Genomic DNA, 16,149 nt, shown 5'->3' with positions numbered 1-16,149 from the left:
GCTGGTCTAGTTGAAGCTGATCAGCCGCAGGACGATCACGGTGCTGGGGTGGTGGACGACGGCGTAGAACAGGAAGCCGTGGTTGGTCAGCGGGACGCTCCACTGGTCGGAGCGTTCGTTGTAGACCGCGTCCGGGGCGGCGGTCGGGTTTTCCAGGAGCTGCTCAAGACGCCGATCGACGAGAGCGCGAAAGGCTTCGGGAAGGTCGCGGTACTGCTGTTGTGCGTGCTGCAGCCAGAGCAGGCGGTATCTGGGCATCCGTGGGCGTCGCGGGCCGGCGGTTACAGGGTGGTCCAGTTGCCGTTCTCGTCGCGCGTGGCTAACCCGGTGAAGTCGCCGGACTTCGCCTGGTCCAGTTGGGCTTGTTCCTCGTTGGTGAGCGGGTTAGCCGCCATGGTGGCCAGGGCGTGCCAGCGGGCCAGGACCGTCTGGGGCTTGTCGAGGTCGAGGTCCTCGGCGGCGCGAGCGAGCGCGTCCCGCAGCTCGGTTTCGAACCGGTGCACGTCGGTGGGGGAGTGGCGGGCGAGGGCCGCGCGGATCGCGGGGCCGGACAGCTCGATCGCCGCGCTGGTTACCGTCGCCATCGTCTGAGTATCCCTCCCGTGCGCTCGGTGTGCGCGGGCGCGCACCGCGACGCGCTGAGCGGAATCCGGGGCGCGGTAAAGCTCAGTACAAGCTGGTCTGCGCGGAACCCAAGAGCAGCACCTCGCGGACCGCGGCCGATAGTTGATGGGGGCACCCGCTGGCCGTTCGTCGAATGGCGCGGGGAAATCTCGAGCGCAACGCCGCATACGCCCTGGTGACATAGCTAGCTTGAGTCTCGGCGCCGGTCGTTCCTCTGCTCTCGATGGAGTCTTCGCTGTCAGTCCGACAGCCCGGCAGCTGCTTCCAGATCGTGGGTCGAGAGCTCCAGTGGAAGGCGAAGGCTGGTCACAGGCCAGATCAGCCAGGCAGTCGGAGCGGCGCTCCAGTCTTTCTTGGGTAGCCAGAACTCCACGTCCCAGCGGCTGGGCCCGTGGTTGTATCCGCTCACGACGCTCAGTGCATGCCCTCTGAGGCCTTCGCCTACGAGGATCTGCAACGCGTGGCCCTGCCCGTCTGGGGACGGGATCCAGACTCGCTCGGGCTGATCGCGTAGCTGGTCGGGAAGTTCGGTGTGCTGGACCCGCACCCTCACCAGCGCCCCGGTGGAGTAGACCTCTATCGGCAGCAGCACCAGGTGCAGAGGTGGGGTGTCTACTACCTGTCTGGCACCTACGGTCCTCGGTGCCTCCTCGAGCGGAACCGGCGATGCCGTGCCTTCCTCCTCGTAGCTACGCCTTCGCTGCTCCCACTGCTGTAAATCTTGCTGGTTGTTGTACTGAAGGTAGTAGTCAGGCATGAATTCGTCGGGGAGTTCCATGTCGACATACATCTCTTCGCCGCGCCATCCACGGTCCCAAAGATCTTTTAAGGTGGCGTGGTATTCGCGACGCAAGGTCAGTTCCTCGGCTGGGTCGCCGCGGTGACGGGCTGAGCGCCACAGCGAAGCCAACTCAGATAGCTTTTCCTCTAGCGCATCGATCATTCGTCTACCGCATCGTTCATGGCGCTAGTGATCCTCGTTGAGCCGGTTCCATGGCTGCCCTCTTTCTATCAGTCTAGGAATGTAATTCCTGAGTTCTCCGGTCGGCTCCGGTAGCTCCACTCCGTGAGTTCCAGGCCAGGTAGCGCAGTTGTTGCAGTCCGGGTACTTGGGGTCCGGGAAATTGTAGCGCTTGTCCGACATGGGGCTGCGGTCGCGCTCCTCGAAAACGTCACGCTGAATCCGTTCGAACTCTTCAGGCGTGAAAGTCTGGTCCCAGACGTATACCCGCGTTTTACCGCCGGTTGCTTCGAAAAGGTCCTGTGCATCATGGAAGAGTTCGGTGTCGTTCCCTACAACTCCAGGGTATGGGACATGGTCCTTGAGTGAAGCAATGATTTCGGGGAAGGACAGGCCAGGAGCGTACGGAGTGAAGCCGTAGATGGTCTTACCGCCGTCGAGGGAGATCCCGACATGTCCGGCGTAGATCAACGGCTTGGTTTCGATCCAGGACTTGTCGTCTCTGCCTGTTCCGCGGAAGCCATACAGACCGATCGTCGGCTTGGCGGGCTCGTCCGCGCCACCCGTCGGCGGCGCGGGGTCGGACGGCTGGAACCCGGGCCGGATAGGTGAGTTCGGTCCGCTGCCTCCGACGTCGCTGGTTGGAGCGGGGGTGTTGTCCTGGGCGATCGTGTGCCATCTCTGTTGCTCGTCGTCCCACCGGTAGATCTTGCCGTCGCGGTGGATGTCGCCGCGGGTGCGCTCACCGCCGCCGACCGTTGGCGGGCCAGCGGGCTGGCCATCTGGCCGATCGACCGGACGGGTGCCCGGGCCAGGCCGGACGTGGGGTGTCAGCGGAGCGGTGGGTTCGTTTTGCCCTGGCAGTACCAGCGGGTTGTACGGCTGATCGGGGCTAGTGGGTGTGGTGTTGGGGTTGAGCGGGGCGAGAGGCTGGGCCGGGTTGAACGGAGCCGGGCGCCACGGTGTCGAGGGGAGGCTGTTCGGCGGGGCCTGCGGTACGAGGACAGGGCTTTGACCTGGTTGAGGTCCAGGAACCGTGAGCGGGCTCGGTGCTGACTCGGTCGGGCGTTGGGTAGGAAGTTCAAGGGGGCGTACGGGTGCGAGCTCGCGGGGCGCGGTGCCGGGCCGCGCCTGGGGTGCGGTTGCTGTTTCGCCGGTCATCGCGCGGCCGGAGCGGGGCAGTACCCGCGCACCAGGAACGGGGCCGGTGCGCGGTGGTGCGGCTTCGGGGCGGGAGGGCGCTGGCCGGGTGAGGACACCGACGCCGCCACTGGGCTGGCTGGCTGATCCACTCGGACTCGAGTTGCCCAGGCTCCCTGGCGGCGTGGAGCCACCGCCTGGGGAGCGGGTGCCGCTGGGCCCACTGAAACCTTGGGGGTTCCGTCCCGGGCCGGTGTTGTCGGTGCGTGATGGCGGACGGGAAGAGCCGCTGGGGCGTGTGGCGCCAGGGTTGCGCGGGAGTACCCGGGGCGCGGCCGGCTGGCCGGTCTCGGCTCGGGGCATGGGCCCGCCAGGAGCAGCGGAACCAGGGCCAACCCCGCCGGGCGGGGTCGAGTTGGACGCGGTGCCCGGAGTGTCGGGGCGGGTTCCGGGAGCTTGGCCGGTAGGGGCGCTGGGCGGTGCGCCGGGGACTCGTGTGCCGGTGCCGGTCTTGCCTTCCGCCGCGGGTATTCCGGGCGCGGGCGCAGCAGCCTCATCGGCGGCTCGGTTGAACAGGTATTTGGCGGCGGATTTGCCGCCCGCTTCGAGCAGGCCCTTCCCGGTGCCGGCCAGTTTCGCGCCGGGGATCGCGCCGACGGCTGCCCAGCCGGCCGACTCGAGGTCGCCTTCACCCGCGTACGAGCCGGCGTTGAGCAGCGCGGGAACTATCCCGTATCCGGGCACATAGCTCGCTGCGCCGAGCACGGCGTGGGCGTTCTTCTGGTCTTGCAGGTCTTGTGGGCTGGGAGGTCCTTCCTTCCAGCCGCCTTTCTCCGCCCACGCCAACTCTTCGTCGGATTTGGCCGACAGCGCGGCCTGGCGTTCTGCGTTGATCAGGTCGGGGTTAGCCGCTTGCTGGGCTCGTTCCTCCGGGTCGGTGGTGACGTGTTGGGCGTTGTACTCGGCCCGGGCCTGCCCCTCGGCGCGGATCTGGTCCTCGGTCTTGCCCGCGGCGAGTTCACGCGGGACGTTGACGTCGGCGCCGTTGTCCGGCGGGGCACGGGTGGGCGCCGAGGACCGCTGAGGCTCCACGACCGTGCTGGAGGAGTCGGTGTCGGTGGGTAGTGCTCGGCGGCCGCTCTGGTTGGCGACGATCTGTTCGAGGACCCCCGACCCGGAACCGGCCGAACCGGTACCCGACCCGCCGCTATTGCCCGCGCCGGTGGGGCCGTTTGATCCGTTGCCCGCCGGTAGGACCGGCTGAGTCGGCTGTTCAGGTGTGGTGCCGTTGTTGGTGCGAAGCCCGGGCATCAACTCGGCCACCGACGGGGAGGTGGCCGAACAGCCACCGCCGCCCACACACGGCCCTGCCGCGCCGCTGGTGGCGCTGTTGTTGGAGTCGCGTGTTTTGAGGAACAACCCGGCCGGTGACAGCGGGTCGGGAGCCATCAGCCCGCTGGCCGAACTATTGGCCGCGGTCGTCTGCTTCACCGGACTCATCGGACCGGGCTGCTGATCCAGAGCCTGCCCCTGGCCGGCCTGGGTCGGGCTCGGCGGTGCAACGGCCTTCGTCAGCCCATCGGTCGTAGCGTCACCGTTGTCGGCGGGACGAATTTTCTGGGTGGTTGGCGTCGTGCCCAGCGGTTCGACCGGGCTGGCCGGGTCCTTCTTCACCACTCCGGGCAGAGGCAGCGCGGCGTCGTTGGTGGGCTGGGGCGTTCCCAGGTGCGGCGTCGCGGGGTTCTGCTCCGGAAGACCCGTCGTTGCGATGCCGTTCGAGGCGTTCGCCGGTGTGGTCGTGGGGACCGGCGGAGTCAGCCCGGTGGGCGGCAGCGCCGACGCGGCGGGAGGGGGCGACACCGGCGCACCGACCGGCGGCGGGGTCGGTTCCGGGGTGGCAGGTGGCGGCGACGCAGCGGCGGGTGTCGTGGGCGCCGCTGTCGGAACCGGTGCCGGGGTCGGCGCGGGTGGGGGCGGGGTCACAGGTGCCGGTGGGGTTACAGGCGCGGGAGGGGTTACAGGCGCGGGTGGAGGCGGCGTGGGTTCCGGCGCCGCCGGTGCCGCGGGCGGGGGAGTGGAAGCTGGTGGCGCCGCCGGAGCAGTAGGCCCAGGGCCGGCGGGCGCGGGCCCCGCGGGCGCGGGACCAGCAGGTGCGGGGCCCGCCGGTGCGGCGGGGCCGGCAGGGGCGGGTCCTGCGGGAGCTGGACCGGCCGGTGCGGCGGGGCCAGCTGGGGCCGGGTCGGCAAGGACGGGGTAGGCCGTGTTTTCGTCGAACGCGACGTGCTGGGTCAGGGTGTCCCCGTGAACCTCGAACCGGGTGGGCAGCGCCTGACCGTTGGCGTCCTTGGCCCAGGGCGCGGCGATGGTCTGGGTCCTGCGCCCGGCGGCGTTGATGATGTCGACCCCGCCACGAGCGTTCGGGGTGGCCTTACTGCCAGCGGGCATGTCGAGGTGGAAGTCGTACGACCCGGGTGCCTGTGCGTTCTTGGCGGTGATCAGGTACCGGCCGTTGGCCAGGTCGGGTGTGACTTCGGAGTTGCGGCTACGGGTGGTCGGGGTGATGGTCAGCTCGCCGCCATCACTGGTCGGCACCGCCATCCCGGAACCACTCAAACGCGCGTGCGGTGTGTCCTGCTCGGCGGAGGGCCCGCCGCCAGAAACACTAGCGGTGTCCTCGACGGTCAGGTGGGACGTCTTGGGTGTGGAGCTGTTCTGCGGGGACAGAGCGGTCTGGTTCGGAGGGCCGCGGGAAGAAGTCTGTGAGTGCCCGGGGTCAAGGAGAGACAGCGCGCCGGGGTCGGCGCTCAGTCCGGCTTTGAGGGCGGTGTGAGCCCACCGTGCGAGGGAGCCGGCTAGAGCGTTCAGGCTTGCGCCCGCGCCACCGGTACCGCCGGTCGGGTTGCCGGCCCCGGCGTTGGTGGGGCCGTTGCTCGCGGGAGGGGGGATCGGTGTCGGTAGCTGGGCCGGTTGGTCGGACGAGCCGCCGCCGTGGCCGGACATCGGCTCTGGCAAGAGTCCCGTCACGCGCTTCGGTAAGAAACCCGAGCAGCCTGAACCAGCGCCTAGACAGGACGCGAGAGCACTCGAACCAGAGCCGGTGGTGGCGGAGCGGGAGCGAAGCGGCGGGCCCAGCCCGTCAGCCGGCTGTTGTCCCGCCAGCGGTGTGCCCTCCAGGCCCGCTCGGTACGACTGCCCCGTCGTGGTCAGTTGTTCGCCGGTCGCGGCGGCGGTGGGCAGTGCCCTGGCCAACGTGCGTATCGCCGTGCTCTGCCGCTCAAGATCGGTGCTCGCGGCGACCGGCGTGGCCGGCGCATGTGACGTCGATCTGGCCGGCTGACCCCCGGTCTCGGTCATACCCGGACGCGGAGGTGTTGCCTTGCGCTGATCGGTGCCGGCATCGGCGAGCTGAGGTTTCCTCGTCGGTGATGCCGACGCCTGCTGCTCGGCCGCGGTGGCGGGAGAAGAGTTGCCGGCCTCGCGACCAGTGGCAGAACCACCTGATCCTGAACCCGAGTCGCTCGAGGAGTCGGTAGCCTTGTGGCCACCGGGCTTGCTGGCCACGGAATCACTGGCGGAAGAGTCCCCGGAGTTTCCCGGGCCTGCCCCCGGGCCTGCCGCGGGCATCACGTGGACGACCGCGGCCAACGACACCGCCGGTGTCGCCGACGGTGAATCGTGCGAGAGCGGCGCGGCCAGCGCGGCAATCAGCCACACCAACCCCGACCCGATCAGCAACGCCGACACCGGCCCGAACCGCGACAACCCCCGGGCGACACGTGCCACAAACGACGGTGCGCTGTGTCGGGGCAGGACGGCATTCGGGAGCGCGCATGCGCGTTCCCGAGCAGCTGCCGTCACTGACATCGTCACCACAGACTCCGAGCGCGGAGAGGGCCCCGCAGGGGTTCGAGACTGATCGAGGTTGACCTTCGAATCCGCTGGGCCTGATGCCCCCCCCGGGGCTACAAGGCCAACCAGAGGACGCAACCCAACGACGGCCGTACCGTTCTGCTGTTCTTCACGGTCACGTCACGCAAAGAACACGTCGACCCAAGGCTCAAGGCGCTCAGGGCACACAGTCGGTAAACCGGCTCAGTCTCGACTGTACCCGACCCTCTCGCAGACACAACCCGTCTTATTGGGTGCGGACGGGGCGCACCGACCTGACCAGTCCGAAAGCCTGGAACCGGTGGACGCGGTTCAGAACAAGCTGGTCTGCGCGGGGTCGATCCGCAGCAAGACTTCGCGGACCGCGGCGTCATCCCAACCACTCCGTACCGCTGCGGCGAGCTGCCGCGAGCGTTCCGCCCGCTCGGCCCGGGCCAGCCCGGACCAGCCGCGGACCCACCAGCGCTGGGCACGGCCTTTGGCCTGCATGCAACGCAGGTTGTCGCTCTGGGTGGAGGGCCAGATGTGCCCGACCTCCGGGTCGGGGTGGGCGTGGACACAGATCGGGTTGTCGCACACCACGTGCTCGATCACCTGGCCGGTGAACACCGGTTGTCCCAGCGCGAGGGCGGCGGCGTAGCGGTGGGGTTTCACGGTCTTCTCGACACCGTCACGGGTGATGGAGAACCGGCCATACCCGTCGTCGCCGATCGCGCCGGTCCAGATCGCGCACATCATCGCCCCCGAGCCGGGCTCGACCGAGTCGGGCCGGCGGATGACCTTGCCCAGGAACCGCGCGATCTCCTTAGCGTGTAGCTGCGGGTCAACCACCAACGCCGCGGGCACCGCGGGAGATGCCGGCGCTGGGGTCGTGGTGGTCGCGGCCGTCCCCTGACGGTAGACCTCAGCCCCGACAGAAACTGCCGGTTCGCCCCAGCACCTACTCGCCGGTCCCGAGGTGTCCACGGCATGCCCGGTCTGGTCAGCCCGGGCGGGTGGAGTTCGCCGCCCGGTGGGCCGCCGGACAACGGCCGGGGTTGGCCGTTGTTGCTAGGTGAACATCTGGCCGTTGCTCAGGCCGCGGCCAGGTTGGCCATGGCCACTTCGGGTGGCCGCGGTTGGGGCAGGTGGGGTTCGTGCCCGTGGCCGGTCCGGTGGCGCGGCGGCCGCCTGACCGGAAGTGGTGACCGATGCGTAGGGCGGGTGGGGTTCGCGCCCTTGCCGTTCTCGATGACTCACTCCAGCCGGCTGGCCGCGTGGTGCGGGTTTAGCTGTGGGCGAGGTTCAGGACGTCGGCGAGCATGGTCAGGGACTCCTCGAGGATGTGGCGCTCGGACTCGGTGAGCGCCGGCGCGGAGACCGGTTCGGTCGTGGTGGCGACCTGGGCGACACGACGCTGAAGATCGCGCAGCTGCTCGACCCACCGCGAGGGGGCGTGGGGCACGAGGGTGTCGATGCGGGTGTGCGGCTCCCAGGACAATCGGTGCAGCGGGAGGTCATCGCGACGGTAGTGAGCGAGGGTCTCGCGGATGCCGTCGGTGACGAAGCGGGCGCAGGTGTTCATGAGTACCAGCCGTTCGGATGCGGTGCACCCGACACGCGAGCCGGAACCAGCAGGCCCCTCAACCTCGGCGTCAGTGACCCGAGGGAGGTCGACCAGCAGAATCGGAGCGAATCGAGCGCAGAAGTAAGCCAGGGAAGGAAACACCTGGTCTCCGCGGTCAGAGTCACACCGAGACCCACATGCGGGCGATCCGGCGTCGGTGGAGGCGTTCACACCGAGGCGTTCAAGCCTGCGCGGCAGAACCTAGCCGGGCGACTCGGTCACCGTCAACGACCTGTGTGCGATCGCGAACGCTGAGCCCGGACCTCACCCAACCAAGTTCCTGACGGTTCGACCCCGCCTGCGGTGCAAGAGCTGGCGGCGGAGTCGGGGATCGACTCTCGCACGGTCGCGCAGTGGCTGTACCGGATCGACAACGGCGAAGGCCTGGCCGGTGTCGACGTCCTGGTCCTGGACGAGGCGAACCTGACCGATGACCGGGCCCGCGCGGCGCTGTATCAGGCGGGGCGGGCGTCGGGGACGAAGATCGTGGAGATCGGCGACCCGAAGCAGCTACGCAGCGTCGGGTGCGGGTCGATGTTCGGCTACATCCACGCCGCCCTCGAAGGACCCACGCTGGTGGAGAACCGCCGGCAGCGTTCCGAGGACGAACGCGCCGCGCTGGCCGCCTACCGGGCCGGGCGCTACAGCGAGGCCCTGTCCAGCTACGCCGTCGGTGGGCAGGTGGTGGCGACGCACACCAGCGATGAGGGTGTGGCCGCGATGGTCGCGGCGTGGATGCACGCCGCGAAGGGCGCCCCGGACGCGCACACCCGCGCCGACGGGCTGCTTATGCTGGCCAAGACCAACGAACAGGTCACCCGCATCAACGAGGCCGTGCAGGCGGTGCGCGAAGCCGAGGGCCAGCTCGGCGACGGGCGCACGTTCGCGCTGCCCGGCGGGCGACAGGTCACGTTCCGAGTGGGCGACCAGGCGATCCTGCGCCGCAACGACCGCACCGCGCAGGCGGTCCAGGGCGAAGGAGTGCTCAACGGCTACCGGGCGATCGTCACCGGGGTCGAAGAGGCCGGGGTGCGGTCGAGTGGCACCAGCCCGGCGATGCACCGGGACAGGCGCCGCACACCACGGTGTGCACCCCGGAGTACATCGCCGACGCCGGGTTGTTCCTCGGCTACGCCCTGACCACCCACAACGCCGAAGGCATGTCCGTCGGCGCCACGTGGGAGCGCCCGGACGGGACCCGCAACGAGGGCACCGTCCTGGCGTGGGGGCCGGGCATGGATAACCCCGGCCTGTATGTGTCCCTGTCGCGTGACAAGGGCCGCGCGGTGCTGTTCGGGTCCCTCGAGGAGCTGGAAGGCGAAGGGGAGCAGCTGCGCTACGGCACACCCCGCGACCAGGCCGAGCTCACCGACCGCGTCGTCGCCGCCATGGCAGAACGCGCGAAGAACACCGAGACCACCGCTGATGACCGGCCCGTCCTGGTCGACCTCGGCCAGGCCCCCCCCGCCAGGAAACCGAGCAAGAGACCGAGCGGGATCGGACGGACCCCGCTGAGCACGACGAGATCGAACCCGAGCAGCGGTGTGAGCAGCCACCGGTGGAGGTGACCGACGAGCATCGGCGGCGCTGGGATGAGCTGAAGGAACAGATACGGCTGCACCGCGATGACCCTGTCGCCCAGAAAGCGGCGATCGACGCGAAGCGCGCCTACGCCGAGCTGATCGGGCAAGACCGCGCGCGGCTGCTGTTCGCCCAAGACATGGACCGGCTCAAGCAGCTGGCCGCGCGGCTCGGTGAGCAGCGCGACCGTGCGGCTGTCGACGCGGAACTACGTCGACAGTGGCAGCAGCGTCCCCACAGCCGGCTGACCGATGCCCAGCTCGAGCAAGCCATCGTCGCCGCCGAGCTGAAGCTCACCGGCTTCCGCAACGAAGCCGCGCGAGCGCAGGCCCAGCTGGTGAAACGTGAGCCGCAGGTCGCGGCCGGACGCGGGCCGCGAGTAGCCCAGCTCGACCGCGACCTGAGTGACCTGCACCGGCTCACCGAGCTGGACGAAGCGGTCGGGCACGCCCAACAACGATGGAGCCAAGCCCGGGGGCTGGCGGACTGGCGTCGCGGCCAGGCCGAGATCAAGCGCCACGAAGCCCACAACCAACCGTGGTACCGGGCCGGTCGACGTGACCAGCTGCTCGCCGAGGCCGCCGACATGCAGGCCGCCGCCGATGCCGACCGCCTGGTCGCAGAGCGGCTGCGGGAGCAACTACGAGCGCTCGCCGCGCAACGCGACGAACAGCACGCCAAGACGCTGCGCGGCAACATCGACCGGACACCGGGGGCAGGCCCGCTACCACCGCGACCGGGCCGAGGCCTCCCACGAGCGCATCCGGGAACAGCAGCACCGAGTCGACGAAGCCGAGCTGGAACGGCTACGCCGAGCCGCCGACCCGGCCAACACCGAACAAGCCGCCACCCGGCACGCCTCGCTGGTCCAGGAGTACCAGCTGCGCGCCGGCATGGGCGACGACCAGGCCGGCGCCGAGCACAACCTGCGCGACCAGTGGCTGAGCGAACAACAGCGCATCAGAAAAGAACGCGCAGCCGAGCAGGAGAAAACCCGCATGGAAGGCGTCGTGCGCGGCCGCCCGACTAGCTACACCACCCAAAGCCCGACCCGTGACCAGGGATTCAGCCGCTGATCCGAGGTGCGTCCTACGACGCTGATTCGGGTGCGGGGACGCCAGTCCGGTAACGGGGCTGCCGCCCGAAGCAAGCTTCGGTTGCCCTCGAACCTCGTGGTCCATACATCGGGCTACCTGGCACATGTTCTTTTGCAGGCCAGACGTGCCGGTGACCGGATGTACGGGCGGCGAGTTCAATTCCTCCTGCAGCGAGCTGGCCCGGCTAAGTTCATTTCGGAGCGCTGCCTGTCATCTCACCCTCGGTGTAGCGCTGGTCAACTGGCGGCAGCTGAAGCGGCGGGTCCTTGGGCCCTACGCGAGCCATGGCTTGGTACCAGGCTCGGGCCGGGGCCTTGGCGCCGCTCAGGTTGCCGTTTGCGCACGGTACCGGGGCTGTGCGTGTCTCGGGATCGCACAGCGGCGATGGGGTAAGGGAGTCGTCGAAAGTGATTACCGAGGCGGAGAGTTGTGGGATGACGCCGAGGAACCCGGCGGATTTGTGCTCGACTCCGGTGCCGGATTTGCTGGCGGTCGGTCGCGTCCAACCGGCGCTGCGCACGGTCGGTGACGAAGGGCCGTTGATGCTGTCCTCGCTGAGCGCAACGAGCAACGTATTGGCTAAACCCGAGTCGAGGACCTGTTCGCATGGCATCTGGGTGACGTCTTGTGCGACTCCGGTCCAGTCGGTGATCTGTTCGATCGGGGTGGGTGGGCACCATGTTCCGTGGCTGGCGAGGGTGGCGCCGACATTGGCGAGTTCGAGGCCGCTGGTGGGCGTTGTCCCGAGGGTGAACGATCCCAGGTTGTGGGTCTTCGTGATCTCGGCGATCGAGCGGTTGGTGGGTTCCCCGGTACTGGGTTCGGTGTACGCCGTAGTGGCCAACGCTCGCAGGCCTAGCCGGACCGCCATGTCTACCGTCGACGGTACTCCGGTGAGTTCCTCGAGCTTCACGAACGCGGTGTTTGGGCCCTGGATCAATGCATTCCGCAAGGACATGTAATGGGGATAGCGGACGTCGTTATTCGCTGGGACTGGCCGGCCCGCTGTGTCTTGGTAGATGGGTGATGTGTAGCCGCTTTCCGGGACCTCGATCGAGGTGTTGATGCCAAGACCGCGCTCTATCGCGGCAGCTGCGGTGAACATTTGGTAGATCGGTCCGACTCCCGATTTGATCGGGTTGTAGGGCAGGTTCGGTCCGCCTCTTCCTAGCCCGGCTTGTGATGGAAACGAGCGACTGGCTCCCATGGCCATCACCTTGTGCTGGCTGGTGCCGGGCGCCACCATCGACATCACGCTGGCTGCGTGCTCTTGGCTTGGCGGCGTCTGTGCGTCCAGGGCTCCCTTCACCCATTGCATCGCGGTCGGGTCGAGGGTGGTACGGATCGTGTACCCGCCTCGTCTAATTTGGTCGGTGGTGTAGCCCGCGCTGGTGAGGTACTCGACGGCGTAGTTGCAGAAGTATCCGGCGTCGCCCACACAGCCGTTGGGCTGCGGCACGGACGGGTAGCTGATCACACCGAGAGGTGTGGCGGCTGCCGCGTCGGCCTGTGCGGCCTGGACCATTCCTTGCGCTGCCATCGCCCTGATGACTGCATTACGTCGGTCGAGGGCGGCTTGTGGGTGGCTGAGTGGGTCATAGTCGTCGGTAGCGCCGATCATGCCGGCAAGCATTGCGGCTTGTGGGACGGTCAGCTTGTCTGGCGTGGTGTTGAAATAGGTCTGAGCGGCGGCGGCGACGCCGAATGCCTTGTTGCCGAGGAACACGAGATTGAGGTAGTGGGTGAGGATTGACTCCTTCGTCAATTGATCCTCTATTTGTAGCGCAATCCGGAAGTCTCGAGGTGTTGCGACGGCGGATTGTTCTGCTGATTTGAGCCATTCGCCCTCGGTCTCCGCCCCTGCGAAACGCCGGGAGAGCGTCACATACTCCCGGGTCAACGAACGCCAGCCCAGTCCTTGATTCTCGTAGAACTTGGGGTCGACGATGGCAACTGTCGCCGCCTTCATCGCCGCTGAGATGGCGTTGGAGGACACAGGTACGCGATTTACGCCGGCGACGTCGTATAAGACAGCGATCGTGTTTCCGGCAGAGTCGGTCATTGTGGTGCGAGCGGCCAGGCCTCCTGGTAAAGAGCCGGTGAAGACGAAGAGTGCGCTGGTTAGCAACGCCGTCGCGATTATGCCCAGTCTGGTCAGGTTCTTTTTCGATGGCCGGCGGCCCGGTGTTCTGCGGGTCTTGCGCGGGGGGATCCAAGTGTCCGTAGGTGTAGCCGGTGGGGGCTGCGTGGTCGCCATGGCCCGTGCGGGAGGCGCCGCCGCTGTCCGGGGTGGTGTTCTGGATGGATTTGCGGGGCGATCGGTGCTGTTCGGTGCGGATGTACCGGAGGCGCTCGGCGCCGGGGAGAAAGTGGTCAGTGCCGCTTGCGCAGCTTTTTTCAGTTCGCCGGCGCTGGTGAACCGCTGTTCGGGTCTTTTCGCCATTGCTCGGGCGACGACCGCGTCGAACGCGATCGGAGCCGACCGGTGTGACTGTGAAGGGGCTGGTGGCGGAGTATGCAGATGGGCGTTGATCAGTGCTGGCGTCCCGACGTCGCCGAATGGTCTGTTGCCGGTGAGCAGTTCGTAGAGCACGCAGCCCAGCGCATAGATGTCGACCCGGCGGTCCCACGCTTCGTGCCGGAACCGTTCGGGGGCGATGTAGGCGAAGGTGCCGATCGTGGCTCCGGTGGCGGTCATCGACGTAGTTGCTTGGTCGTGCGCGATGCCGAAATCGGTGAGGTACACGAACTCGCTGTCTGGACCCGTCGACTCGGGTGGGGTTCCCGAGATCAGCATGTTCGCCGGTTTGACGTCCCGATGCACCAACCCGGCGTCGTGCGCGGCGTCGAGTGCGTCGGCGACCTGAGCGATGAGGTGCACTGCCCGGGAGGGTCGCAGTGGCCCGGACCGTTTGAGTAGGTCTGAGAGGTCGGTCCCGTCGACAAGACGCATGTCGATGAAGAACTGCCCGCCGATGTCGCCGTAGTCGTGAACCGGGATGATGTGCGGCTCGTGGAGCCGGCTAAGAAGTTCGGCCTCACGGCGGAACCGAACCTTGAACTCCTTGTCGGCGGCCAGTGCGGAAGGCAGCCTTTTCAGCGCCACAGACCGATTCTTCACTGTGTCATAGGCGAGGAAGACTTCTCCCATTCCACCTCTGCCGAGCACCGCATCTAGGCGGTAGGGCCCGAATTGCTCACCGGGAACGAACTCTTCTGTCACGGCCCGCACCCGGTGGGTATCAGCACGTCGAACCAGAGCGGGCGAATCTGGTGAATGCGTTGCTTCGCGGCCCCACGGTGGCTGACGCGCTGGCCAGTGGCGTGTCCGACGCGAGCCATCCGGTGGTACCCCCGTCACGAGATGAGCTGGACAAGTGAGGTACCGGCATCTTAACCCTGTGCGCTCAGCTCGCTGGTGGTGCATGCACTGCCACTCGAAGCGGGGCCGGTGGCAGCTCTCGACCTACCCCCTGAACTCAGAGGTTCCATCAATTCGCGTTCCAGGTAACAATTTCCGCATCGCCCAGGAACGAGCCGGTGCAAGTCGAAAAGTCCGCCGGAGCATAAGAATCTACGTCACCTGGAACAAGAGTGAAAGAGGGAAGCTATGTTCACCATTGCCCGTTCGGCTACTCGTCGTGTGTTGGTCGCCGCCGGCGCCACCGGGGTTATCGCCACCGCACTGGTCGGGTGTTCCGGCACCGCATCAGCAGCTGAAGTGGCAGTTCCAGTCACGCCCGCCTCGGTATCCGGCCCGCTCGTCGCGGGCCACGACCTTCAGCCCTCCTGGTGCCCGCTTGGGAAGGCGCACAAGGGCGGCAAGGGGTGTTGGGGCGGAGGCCTCGACGATCAGGTGAAGAAGGTCGTTAAACCCGCCAAGAGGTGCGCACAGGGGGCCTGGAAGGGCGCCAAGGGCGGGGCGGAATTCGGCGGGAACTTCGGTACCGCAGGCGCGGTGGCCGGTACGAGCTGGGGTGCCCAGGGTGGCTGCTGGTGGGGCGTGGCCCACTAGCTCCCTAGCGTGGACCCAGGCTGGTCTGTGGTGGAGCTAGCTCCACCACAGACCAGCCTGGATGGCCAACCACTTGGCGTCACCGAGCAGGGCAAGGTGGGAGGGCACGATGATGTCGTTCTCGATCAGCACGTCGGCCAGCACCGGCGGTGCTAATGCGCCCGGTGGGCCTAGTTCCCGCGCGGCTAGCTTTGCCCTCAACTGCTTGAGATGTTCGTGGATGCGGCCGGTCAGTCGCGTCCTTGCAGTGGGGTCTTCGTCGAATTGGCGGACGAGGTGCCAGGCGTCGGTCGCCGCGAGAACCTGTCGGGTGAGCTCCGGCACCGTTGGCATGGCCACCGCCGCGGCCCCTGCGGTCAGTTTGGGGCGGCACAACACCAAAGCGGTGGCGAACTCTTTGGTCGCGGGGTTGAGTCGTAGTGGGTAGTGGGTCTCGGTGCGTCCACGCGGTGCGTCGATAGGAGTTACGTCGTGTGCCCCGGGACTGATCTCGATGATGATCCGACAGTCGGACGTCTCCCAGTTCGGGATGGTGATCTCGAATGTGCCATCTACCAGGGACGTTGAGAGGGCTGGCTTGTTGTCTGCGGGAGGCAGCCGGACACGACCGCTCGGAGACTGCACGAACAATGAGTGCTTGCCGCTACGGTTCGTGACTTCGACTCCGTGGCCTCGGTGGTGGATGTCGCCGGCGCATCGGGACAAGCCAGGGTCGCCGGAGAAGACTAGGTCCATCGCGGGGTCACGCCCGAAGGTGACCCGCCGCGATGGCTCGAGTGAGAACTCGAGGTTCTGTGCCGGCACCGTGAGCCGCGCCGACACCCACTGGGACGTATCCATCGCCTCGTATCAATCCCCCTGAGCGCGTTGTCGCGTGCGGCACGGATCGTAAACCAGCCGTTGATACAGCGAGGGCGGCGTTGCTGGTCATCGACTGAAAATGACCAGCAGCGCGCCACCATGCCCGGACCATGAGGCGGCTATCGAGCAGGGACCACGGAACGAGTGGCAGCGCGACCACCACGTCTCAACGCCGAACGAGCCGCCAGACACGAGGAAGAAGCCGCACGGCTTCGACACGACCACACTCACGGTGCCGACCAGCCACGAGACCAGGGATTCAGCCTCTGACCGCCATGCCCCAGGGTCTGTCTCGTGATCGGTGTTTCCGGCGTCAGTTTCAGTAGGTCTCGGCTCCCGGCCAGCGGTCACCGAACGTGATGGCGAATGCGTTGAT

At 67.6% G+C, this 16,149-nt stretch carries 13 protein-coding genes; 4 read left to right on the top strand and 9 right to left on the bottom strand.

Annotation, left to right across the window (positions count from 1 at the left end):
• Nucleotides 1–6: 6 nt before the first annotated feature.
• The 4 genes from G406_RS0121305 to G406_RS56000 all read right to left on the bottom strand — a co-directional run bounded on the left by G406_RS0121305 (nt 7) and on the right by G406_RS56000 (nt 5,317).
• Entirely contained in the window at nt 7–258 is a 252-nt protein-coding gene (locus tag G406_RS0121305) for a type II toxin-antitoxin system RelE family toxin (protein ID WP_028935367.1), read from the bottom strand.
• Between the two features lie 23 nt (nt 259–281).
• Nucleotides 282–584 carry a DUF6247 family protein gene (locus tag G406_RS0121300; RefSeq protein ID WP_028935366.1) on the bottom strand — a complete coding sequence of 101 codons (303 nt, stop codon included), beginning with the start codon at nt 582–584 and terminating at the stop codon, nt 282–284.
• 278 nt (nt 585–862) lie between these two features.
• Nucleotides 863–1,567 carry a hypothetical protein gene (locus G406_RS0121295; RefSeq protein ID WP_028935365.1) on the bottom strand — a complete coding sequence of 235 codons (705 nt, stop codon included), beginning with the start codon at nt 1,565–1,567 and terminating at the stop codon, nt 863–865.
• A gap of 24 nt (nt 1,568–1,591) precedes the next feature.
• A complete protein-coding gene (locus G406_RS56000) occupies nt 1,592–5,317 on the bottom strand; it encodes a hypothetical protein (RefSeq protein WP_156935052.1) in 3,726 nt (1,241 codons plus the stop codon).
• A 607-nt stretch (nt 5,318–5,924) separates the two neighbouring features.
• On the opposite strand from G406_RS56000, the gene G406_RS57130 reads away from it, so the two are divergent.
• Nucleotides 5,925–6,062, top strand: a complete 138-nt coding sequence (locus G406_RS57130; RefSeq protein ID WP_156935051.1) for a hypothetical protein — start codon at nt 5,925–5,927, stop codon at nt 6,060–6,062.
• 863 nt (nt 6,063–6,925) lie between these two features.
• Here the strand turns inward: G406_RS57130 and G406_RS0121270 are convergent.
• Nucleotides 6,926–7,444 (bottom strand): hypothetical protein, encoded by a 519-nt coding sequence (locus G406_RS0121270; RefSeq protein WP_211241222.1) that lies wholly within the window; start codon nt 7,442–7,444, stop codon nt 6,926–6,928.
• 436 nt (nt 7,445–7,880) lie between these two features.
• Nucleotides 7,881–8,177, bottom strand: coding sequence for a hypothetical protein (locus G406_RS0121265; protein ID WP_028935360.1), 297 nt, complete (start codon nt 8,175–8,177; stop codon nt 7,881–7,883).
• 345 nt (nt 8,178–8,522) lie between these two features.
• Here G406_RS0121265 and G406_RS0121260 point away from each other — a divergent pair, with 345 nt between their 5' ends.
• Together G406_RS0121260 and G406_RS0121255 are read left to right on the top strand one after the other, a co-directional pair.
• Nucleotides 8,523–9,359, top strand: a complete 837-nt coding sequence (locus G406_RS0121260) for an AAA family ATPase (RefSeq protein ID WP_028935359.1) — start codon at nt 8,523–8,525, stop codon at nt 9,357–9,359.
• Complete coding sequence (locus G406_RS0121255; protein ID WP_028935358.1) at nt 9,305–9,787, top strand: hypothetical protein; 483 nt, start codon at nt 9,305–9,307, stop codon at nt 9,785–9,787. The genes G406_RS0121260 and G406_RS0121255 overlap by 55 nt, the downstream gene beginning before the upstream one ends.
• Nucleotides 9,788–10,008: 221 nt before the next feature.
• Here the strand turns inward: G406_RS0121255 and G406_RS57850 are convergent, their stop codons facing one another.
• Nucleotides 10,009–10,248: a hypothetical protein gene (locus tag G406_RS57850; protein ID WP_028935357.1), complete on the bottom strand. Its 240-nt coding sequence runs from the start codon at nt 10,246–10,248 to the stop codon at nt 10,009–10,011.
• Nucleotides 10,249–10,402: 154 nt separating this feature from the next.
• On the opposite strand from G406_RS57850, the gene G406_RS0121245 reads away from it, so the two are divergent.
• On the top strand, nt 10,403–10,876 hold the full coding sequence (locus G406_RS0121245; RefSeq protein ID WP_028935356.1) for a hypothetical protein: 474 nt from the start codon (nt 10,403–10,405) through the stop codon (nt 10,874–10,876).
• A 211-nt stretch (nt 10,877–11,087) separates the two neighbouring features.
• On the opposite strand, the gene G406_RS54320 is transcribed toward G406_RS0121245, so the two are convergent.
• Entirely contained in the window at nt 11,088–14,120 is a 3,033-nt protein-coding gene (locus G406_RS54320) for a protein kinase domain-containing protein (protein ID WP_169736758.1), read from the bottom strand.
• Between the two features lie 828 nt (nt 14,121–14,948).
• Complete coding sequence (locus G406_RS0121235) at nt 14,949–15,752, bottom strand: FHA domain-containing protein (protein WP_028935355.1); 804 nt, start codon at nt 15,750–15,752, stop codon at nt 14,949–14,951.
• Between the last annotated feature and the right edge of the window lie 397 nt (nt 15,753–16,149).

It is taken from the genome of Actinospineispora spinosispora DSM 44797, assembly GCF_000429025.1.
Classification (GTDB): Bacteria; Actinomycetota; Actinomycetes; order Mycobacteriales; family Pseudonocardiaceae; genus Pseudonocardia; species Pseudonocardia spinosispora.
The sequence above is the reverse complement of the archived record's forward strand: the minus strand, read 5'-3'. Positions and strand labels throughout refer to the sequence as shown.